This is a genomic window from Acinetobacter rongchengensis (assembly GCF_003611475.1).
In the GTDB taxonomy this organism is placed as follows: domain Bacteria; phylum Pseudomonadota; class Gammaproteobacteria; order Pseudomonadales; family Moraxellaceae; genus Acinetobacter; species Acinetobacter rongchengensis.
In genome coordinates this window covers 1-7,971 of record NZ_RAXT01000083.1, presented here as the reverse complement: position 1 = coordinate 7,971, position 7,971 = coordinate 1, and the positions used below count along the sequence as shown (strand labels likewise).

Annotated in this window: 10 protein-coding genes; 7 read left to right on the top strand and 3 right to left on the bottom strand. The window is 36.4% G+C overall.

The window, feature by feature from the left end:
- The 7 genes from D7V20_RS19905 to D7V20_RS17875 form a co-directional block, all read left to right on the top strand.
- Window positions 1–387: NF045616 family extracytoplasmic (lipo)protein (locus tag D7V20_RS19905; RefSeq protein WP_120385284.1), on the top strand; the 387-nt coding region annotated here is incomplete at its 5' end.
- Between the two features lie 113 nt (window positions 388–500).
- Complete coding sequence (locus D7V20_RS17900) at window positions 501–986, top strand: NUDIX hydrolase (protein ID WP_120385283.1); 486 nt, start codon at window positions 501–503, stop codon at window positions 984–986.
- Window positions 987–990: 4 nt separating this feature from the next.
- A complete protein-coding gene (gene mnmA, locus D7V20_RS17895) occupies window positions 991–2,127 on the top strand; it encodes a tRNA 2-thiouridine(34) synthase MnmA (RefSeq protein WP_120385286.1) in 1,137 nt (378 codons plus the stop codon).
- A gap of 38 nt (window positions 2,128–2,165) precedes the next feature.
- Complete coding sequence (gene hflD / locus D7V20_RS17890; protein ID WP_120385282.1) at window positions 2,166–2,897, top strand: high frequency lysogenization protein HflD; 732 nt, start codon at window positions 2,166–2,168, stop codon at window positions 2,895–2,897.
- A gap of 59 nt (window positions 2,898–2,956) precedes the next feature.
- Window positions 2,957–4,345, top strand: a complete 1,389-nt coding sequence (gene purB / locus D7V20_RS17885; RefSeq protein WP_120385281.1) for an adenylosuccinate lyase — start codon at window positions 2,957–2,959, stop codon at window positions 4,343–4,345.
- 102 nt (window positions 4,346–4,447) lie between these two features.
- Window positions 4,448–5,080: a DUF2238 domain-containing protein gene (locus D7V20_RS17880; RefSeq protein WP_120385285.1), complete on the top strand. Its 633-nt coding sequence runs from the start codon at window positions 4,448–4,450 to the stop codon at window positions 5,078–5,080.
- 99 nt (window positions 5,081–5,179) lie between these two features.
- Window positions 5,180–5,581 carry a hypothetical protein gene (locus D7V20_RS17875; protein WP_120385280.1) on the top strand — a complete coding sequence of 134 codons (402 nt, stop codon included), beginning with the start codon at window positions 5,180–5,182 and terminating at the stop codon, window positions 5,579–5,581.
- Window positions 5,582–5,692: 111 nt separating this feature from the next.
- Here D7V20_RS17875 and D7V20_RS17870 read toward each other — a convergent pair whose 3' ends face one another.
- From D7V20_RS17870 to D7V20_RS17860, 3 genes are all read right to left on the bottom strand, one after another.
- Window positions 5,693–6,073: a winged helix-turn-helix transcriptional regulator gene (locus D7V20_RS17870; protein WP_120385279.1), complete on the bottom strand. Its 381-nt coding sequence runs from the start codon at window positions 6,071–6,073 to the stop codon at window positions 5,693–5,695.
- Between the two features lie 383 nt (window positions 6,074–6,456).
- Window positions 6,457–7,137: a hypothetical protein gene (locus tag D7V20_RS17865; protein ID WP_120385278.1), complete on the bottom strand. Its 681-nt coding sequence runs from the start codon at window positions 7,135–7,137 to the stop codon at window positions 6,457–6,459.
- 8 nt (window positions 7,138–7,145) lie between these two features.
- Window positions 7,146–7,874, bottom strand: coding sequence for an MFS transporter (locus D7V20_RS17860; protein ID WP_120385277.1), 729 nt, complete (start codon window positions 7,872–7,874; stop codon window positions 7,146–7,148).
- Between the last annotated feature and the right edge of the window lie 97 nt (window positions 7,875–7,971).

Sequence of the window (7,971 nt, the reverse complement as noted above, 5' to 3'; positions counted from 1 at the left end):
GCTTTATCTATATCAATTCTCACTGGCTGCAGTTCAGGAGGGAAAAATTTAGATGTTACCGCAAAGAAAAATAACTTGTGTTTTTTCACAAATGATTTAGATACCCAATATAGTTACGACAATGATTTATTATTATCATTTGGAAAGGTTGATTTTACCAAACAATTTGTAACTGATTTTGAAAAATCATATTCAGGCCATGCTCTTCCAATCAAAGAAAAAAATTGTTTGGAACTATCTGCGGATAAATTTAAAAAAAATACGGTATATCAAGTTACCTTGGAAACAAATAAAATCTATCATGCTCTAATTTGTATAAGAAATGATAATAATCAATTGGTTATTAAAAAGGTTGAAGCAGGTAAAACAACTTGTTCAAAGAGTTAAAAACTAGAAGTATATAGAAAGCTTTAAATCTTGCTGAATTAAAGATAAATTTCTACATAGTCACCACAGTCAAAATTTTGTAGAATAATGCTTTATTTCCCATGGTGCTGTTTATGACCTCTTGGACACCACACGTTACCGTTGCTACAGTTGTAGAAAAAGACGGAAAATTCCTTTTTGTAGAAGAACATACAGAAGGCGTGACACACACGGTATTCAACCAACCTGCGGGGCATGTTGAATGTGGTGAAACGATTATCCAAGCAGCGGTACGTGAAACCATGGAAGAAACTGGCCATGCAGTAGAGATTGATTCACTGCTCGGAATTTACAGCTATACCCCACCTATGTTTCCAGATCGTACCTATTATAGATTTTGTTTTTTAGCACATGTACTTGAGTATTTTCCAGAAGCTGAATTGGATACAGATATTATCGGTCCAAAATGGATGAGCCTTGAAGAATTACTTGAAACTGCTCGTGCTCGCAGCCCTTTAGTAATTAAAGCTGTACAAGACGCGCTTTCTGGTCAAAAATACCCACTTTCGCTCATTTATGAGCACCAAAACTCTCCTTTAATTTCAAATTTGGATGCCTAATCCTATGCAACAACGTGTCATCGTCGGTATGTCTGGTGGTGTAGATTCATCTGTTTCTGCAGCATTACTTCTTCAACAAGGATATCAAGTTGAAGGGCTTTTCATGAAAAACTGGGAAGAAGATGATGGTACGGAATATTGCACAGCGATGGAAGATCTTGCTGATGCTCAAGCAGTTTGCGACAAAATTGGTATCAAATTACACACTGCCAATTTTGCAATGGAATATTGGGATCGAGTCTTTGAACATTTCCTCGCAGAGTACGCTGCTGGTCGCACTCCGAATCCAGATATTTTATGTAATAAAGAAATTAAATTCCGCGCATTTTTAGATCATGCCATAAATTTAGGCGCAGACTTTATTGCAACAGGTCATTATTGTCGTCGTGGTGAAACCATGACTAATTCTCGTGGTGAAGAATATGCACCTTTACTCCGAGGTGTAGACGATAATAAAGATCAAACTTACTTTTTACATGCAGTACATGGTCGTGAAATTAACAAGACTTTGTTTCCTGTTGGAGAAATTGAAAAACCGCAAGTTCGCAAAATTGCAGAGGATTTGGGTTTAGCAACAGCGAAGAAAAAAGATTCAACAGGTATTTGTTTTATTGGCGAACGTCGTTTTAATGACTTTCTTAAACAATATTTACCCGCTCAACCAGGAAAAATTGTCCTAGATTCTGGAAAAGAGGTTGGTGAACATCACGGCTTAATGTACTATACGCTCGGTCAGCGCGGTGGTATCGGTTTAGGTGGGCTTAAAGGTGCTGAAGAAGGTGCTTGGTTTGTTCTGCACAAAGATATTGACGGTAATCGTCTAGTTGTCGGTCAAGGTCACGAACACCCCCTTATGCAAAGTACCACGTTATGGTCTGAAGCTATCGATTGGGTTGCGGGTGAGCAAGCGATTCCAGAAACAGGTTTCCGATGCACGGCAAAAACACGTTACCGTCAGCCAGATCAAGCATGTACAATTTATAAAGACACGGATGTACCGAATGGTGTTCGTGTTGAATTTGATGAACCGCAAAGAGCTGTAACGCCGGGACAAAGCGTTGTATTCTATGTAGATGAAGTATGTTTAGGTGGCGGTGTAATACATCATACCAATGCACCTAAACCAGACTTTATTGTTTAATCGTTTAAATTTTCAGAATTATTTAAAGGAATTTAGGCATGGTTGAGTTACCCTTTCAACAGCCTCAAACTTTGAATCAACGCCAAAACAGAGCTTTGGCGTTAGCAGCTGTGTTCCAGGCAACGCAGTTGACGCATATGACTGCCATGTCAGGACATCAAAGTATTGGCGAAAGTGGTAATTTTTACTTTGAACAATTGATTAAAGCCAGCTTGAATATCCGACCTGCTGATAATTGTTCCAGTCAAACCCTAGATTTCTTTAATCAATTGGCTGATATTTCTCTTGGACTGAAAGCCTTAGAAAGCAGCATAAGCCAACCATTCAATCCTTCACCCAAATCACGAATTCCTAAACTTTCCAGTGCAAAATTACCCATGACCTATGCCATGTCACTTTTAGCATTAGAAAAGAAAGTGTATGGCAATCCAAAATTCGTAGAAATTATTGAAAAATCACAACAAAAAATATTAAAACAGCTTTCTTTTTTTGATCATGATTACATGCACCCAAGTATCATTGCCAATTTAGCACAAACCTATGTAGATACTGCTGGTCAAATCAATCCCCGAATTCTCGTGCGTGGTAATGCAGAAGCATTTAAAGATGCTTCGCATACCAATCGTATCCGTGCCAGTTTGTTTACTGGTTTGCAAATGGCTCATATCTGGCGGCAGCTTGGTGGTAGCTCATGGAATATGATGTTTAGTAAACGAAAACTTCTTCAAGATATTCAAGATCTTGCCCGACTACAATATCAAGTTGTTTAATTTGATCTGTAAAAGGCTTTTTTGTATTTACGTTTAATTCCAAAATTTAAGGAATCTTTATGAACGCTTTAACTGCACTTTCTCCACTAGATGGACGCTATGCAAGCAAATGTGATGCTCTGCGCCCTTTCCTCTCTGAGTTTGGTTTAATCCATGCTCGTGTGACTGTTGAAGTGCGCTGGTTACAAGCGCTTGCGAACCGTCCAGAAATTACAGAAGTTCCTGCTTTCTCTGCGGCAACAAATGCTGCTTTAGATACAATCGTTACAGATTTTTCTGAGGAAGATGCAAATCGCATTAAAGAGATTGAACGTACCACTAACCATGATGTTAAAGCGGTTGAGTATTTCTTAAAAGAAAAAATTGCGCACATCGATGAATTAAAAAATGCAGGTGAATTCATTCACTTTGCATGTACATCAGAAGACATTAACAACCTTTCTCATGCTTTAATGCTTAAAAATGGTCGTGAAGTATTGGTTGCTTCTATGCAACAAATTGTTGATTCTATTGTTGCTTTGGCAGAAACGCATGCTGAACAGCCTATGTTGTCACGTACACATGGTCAAACAGCTAGCCCAACCACTTTGGGTAAAGAAATGGCCAATGTTGCTTACCGTTTGGCACGTCAAATCAAACAATTCAATCAAGTAGAATTATTGGGTAAAATCAATGGTGCTGTAGGTAACTATAATGCACATTACTCTGCTTATCCTGAAATCAACTGGCCAGCTCACTCGCAGGCGTTTGTTGAATCTTTAGGTTTAACATTCAACCCATATACCACTCAAATTGAACCACACGATTATATTGCTGAATTGTTCGATGCTTTACGTCGCTTCAACACAATTTTGATCGACTTTAACCGTGACGTTTGGGGTTATATCTCTTTAGGTTTCTTCAAACAACGTTTAAAAGAAGGTGAAGTGGGTTCTTCAACCATGCCACATAAAGTCAACCCAATTGACTTTGAAAACTCAGAAGGTAACTTAGGGATCGCCAATGCGGTATTGGCGCACTTAGGTGAAAAACTCCCTATTTCTCGTTGGCAGCGTGACCTGACTGACTCGACTGTACTGCGTAATATGGGTGTAGGCTTGGCTCAAAGCTTAATCGCTTTTGAAGCTTGTTTAAAAGGAATTGGTAAACTTGAGTTGAATGCTGCACGCTTACTTGAAGATTTAGATCAAGCTCAAGAAGTTTTGGCTGAACCAATTCAAACTGTAATGCGTCGTTATAATGTTGAAAAACCATACGAAAAATTAAAAGCATTGACGCGTGGTCAAGCCATGACACGTGACATGATGGTTGCTTTTGTGAATGGAAATGAGCTTGAAGCAGTTCCCGCTGCTGATCGTGCACGTTTAGCTGAAATGACACCTGCAACATATACAGGTAATGCAGCAGATCAAGCAAAACAGATCAAAGATTTGATTAATAAAATCTAAACCTTTCTTTTTGTTTAAACATTGAAAATGCGAAGCTTTTGCTTCGCATTTTTATTGTATTTTGATTACAATCATTTGAAATTTCACAATGAAAATAACGAAATGATTTATTATTCACTCACTTCAAAACACTGGTTCGTACTGTTTGTTTTAGCAATCACTATTATTATTGCCAGTATTCATCCTTTAGAATATTCGTCCTATTTATTGCACCAAGCTGGCACTGTGCTCATGCTGATTGGCTTATTTATCTGTATCAAAAAAATAGGACTGAGCTTTTCCGCATTTTTCTTATATGTATTATTTCTAATCATTCATGTGATTGCTGCTCATTATCTGTATTCTTATGTGCCCTATAATGATTGGATGATCAAATACTTACACTTTGACCTGAACCACGCAATGGGTTGGACACGCAACATGTTTGACCGCTTTGTACATTTCTTTTATGGGCTATTCTTGTACCCAATTTTCTATCGTCTTTTTCAAGTTTGGTTACCACGCTTAAAACCTAAAGTACTATTCTTATTAATTATCCAATTCGTGATGGCGAGCAGCTTAGTTTATGAATGGATTGAATGGTGGATTGCAATAGGCTTATCTCCTGAAGAGGCAGAAAATTATAATGGTCAACAAGGTGATATGTGGGATGCCCATAAAGATATGTTCCTTGCAACAATCGGTGCCATTTTCACGGGATTACTCATGCTAAAACAAACAAAAAACCAAACATAGTTGTCAAATTAATATTTTTATGTAAAATGTATCACATCTTTTATATTAAATATGAATACAATGAATAAGAACTCAATTTTTTTTATGATGTTAATACCGATGACGACTTTAACAGGATGTGTGAATTTCCAAACACACAACCCAATTGTGAATACGCAACAATTACCAACACTCAATAAAGTCTGTGTTCAAGAAAATAATGCTGTAGACCCATCGAAAGAATACTTAAACATTATTGTAAATAGATTTACAGCGAACAAAATAAATACTCAAGTTTATGCTCAACAAAAGCCAAGTGACTGTAAATACACGGTTACATATGAAATTGAGAATAATAAAGATACAAATACGGTGATTTCTAAAGCATACTTGCATTTATTTGACAATGGATTACAACTTCATACAGCGAAATATGCTATGAATGATTTGTTTGTATTCAATAAAAATAAAACTGCACAAGAAAAATTAGAACCATTGGTCGATGAATTGTCGAAGCAATAATACGCTTGAATTTACATGACCTAGGTTTTTCAAAAACGATCTTTATTTTTCATATCGATCGTTTTTTACATTGAGAAGAATCTACACTTGATTGAACTAGGCTGTAAATCATCATGATTTGATTTGAATACGTTGTTTATTTTCTAAAATGTCTGGCAGGCTACGCTCAATCCAACCAATCAGATAATTGAGTTTCTCTGCGGCTTGAGCACCTAAAACAGTGAGCTGATACTCAACTTTAGGGGGAACTTCTGGGTATACCGTTCGCAAAACAAAGCCATCTTTTTCCAATGTTTTCAATGTTTGGGCGAGCATCTTCTCACTCACGCCTTCGATACGATTTCGTAATTCACTAAAGCGCTGTACGCCTTCACTTAAACAACGAAGAACCAATACCGACCACTTACTGGTTAAATGTTCTAGGATTTGACGTGAAGGACATTCACTGGATAAAACTTGACCAATCAAGTCGCTACGACCATAAATACTCATAAAATTCTCGCTATCTCGTAATTAACTTACTTATAGGTACGTACTTACATTTGGTAAGTTTAACAATAATGATATTAACATCAAGTTTAAAAAACATCCAACTTAAATCGTAAATGAAGGTAAATATCATGAAACTTATAATTATAGACGCTACTTCAGCTTGGTGAATTGGTGATTCAAATCTGATGAAAACAAACAAAAGCTGATAACGTTATCGCTTTGGCCAGAGATTTTGGTAAAGCGCAATTACTTATTCAACAAGGTATTGAATTAAGATGATTAGATGATAATAATCACCCAAAAAACTTATTTCTCCCCCCACAGGGTGTCGATTCATTATTACTTATTTCTGCACATGATGATTATAAACCCAAGAATTTCTTTTAAGGGTGAATATTGCTGATGGGTAAATCTATATTCATCTTTAAATCGGCAATCGATTGCCTCTGTGTATTGATCATGGTCGCATTAAATGTTGAAATTTTACGCATTGTGATTGGATCATTCACTTTCAATACAGGATTAAACCGATGATTTACATCAACTTCCACAGCCTCATCAAACTGAAAATAAACAGAACCATCGAATAAAATTTTGATTGGTATTCGGTAGCTACGTTTTAGATGAAATGGTACAGATAACTGAATTGGAACATCCATTTTCAAAGGAAATTTAGGAAGCAGTTTGTTTTGATAGACTAAATCAGTATTGGTTTCGAGTGGCATAACCGTTTTTATATCAATATTGGTTGTGTAGTCAATATCAACAACGATGGGTGTCGTGACTGCAAAACTAAGATCCGCCAAGTACTTCCCCTTTAAAGGTAAATTTAATTTTCTTTGAACATTCAAGTCTGCATCCAAGGCGCCCTGTGCATGTGCTTGTAAATAATTTCCAACTTGAATTTTTGTTGGTAATTGTTGAGACAACTGAATTTGCGCATTTTTAGCAGAAATTTGCATAGAAGCCTGAATATTCAAATACCCCCAAACCAATATTGCGATGAGCAACACAACAATCACAAAACTGATCAATACTCGCCTAACTGAACTAAATATCCACATAATTCACCTCACTCGCTTTGCAATTGAGTTGGTGAATGCTGAGAAGCAATATCATGTTGAGAAAGCTTTAAGCTGTTTAATGGAATCTTTAATTGTCCCCTTTCAATTTTGACTGGCAAGGTATTTTGAACATCTACTGTTGCCTGCAATGCAGATTTAATCGGAACATTTAAATGCCCTTCAATCGGGATATTGGTTTTAAGGGTTGCTGTCAGTGGAACTCTTAAATTTTCTTTGAGCACAGTTTTAACAGGTGCATCAAATTTTAAATGTACTTTTTGATTCAAAGGTACTTTTAGATCAATCGGGACATCCATATGAATTGGAATCGTTCCTTTCAAAGGCAAACTAATATCTTTACCCAATACATTCACTTTTACAGTGGTATCAATTGGCATGTTTTGATGCACTTTTAAAACTTCTTTAACAGGAATCGTGGTTTGAATAGGTACTTGATTATCGAAATAAACTCGTGGTGTTAGCGTCTGAGAAATCGGCAATTCCAAATTTTCATGAATAGGAATTGTTGCATTGACCTGCCCCGTAACATCAACATCTAAAGCATCATGAATCACGACCTTAGCCTGTAAGGGTTCTTGTAAATCAATATTGACAGCTTGATTTTCAAGAGGAATATAAATACTAAAATACTTAAACACCCAAACTGCAATCAAAACACCGCACAATGTCGCAATAAGAATAAAAGTCAGACTTGCTATTATTTGTTTTACTTGCAAAATTCATCCCTTGAATTATCGTTTCTTGCTATTTTAAATATTATCTTGAAGTAATATGCATTTTTATGTATGCAAGTTGAAGTTATTTGTTCTTATT

Excerpts from the sequence above, each read along its gene's own strand:
- D7V20_RS17865 (WP_120385278.1), bottom strand. The coding sequence starts at position 7,137 with ATGTGGATATTTAGTTCAGTTAGGCGAGTATTGATCAGTTTTGTGATT.
- mnmA (WP_120385286.1), top strand. The coding sequence starts at position 991 with ATGCAACAACGTGTCATCGTCGGTATGTCTGGTGGTGTAGATTCATCT.
- hflD (WP_120385282.1), top strand. The coding sequence starts at position 2,166 with ATGGTTGAGTTACCCTTTCAACAGCCTCAAACTTTGAATCAACGCCAA.
- purB (WP_120385281.1), top strand. The coding sequence starts at position 2,957 with ATGAACGCTTTAACTGCACTTTCTCCACTAGATGGACGCTATGCAAGC.
- D7V20_RS17880 (WP_120385285.1), top strand. The coding sequence starts at position 4,448 with ATGATTTATTATTCACTCACTTCAAAACACTGGTTCGTACTGTTTGTT.
- D7V20_RS17900 (WP_120385283.1), top strand. The coding sequence starts at position 501 with ATGACCTCTTGGACACCACACGTTACCGTTGCTACAGTTGTAGAAAAA.
- D7V20_RS17870 (WP_120385279.1), bottom strand. The coding sequence starts at position 6,073 with ATGAGTATTTATGGTCGTAGCGACTTGATTGGTCAAGTTTTATCCAGT.
- D7V20_RS17875 (WP_120385280.1), top strand. The coding sequence starts at position 5,180 with ATGACGACTTTAACAGGATGTGTGAATTTCCAAACACACAACCCAATT.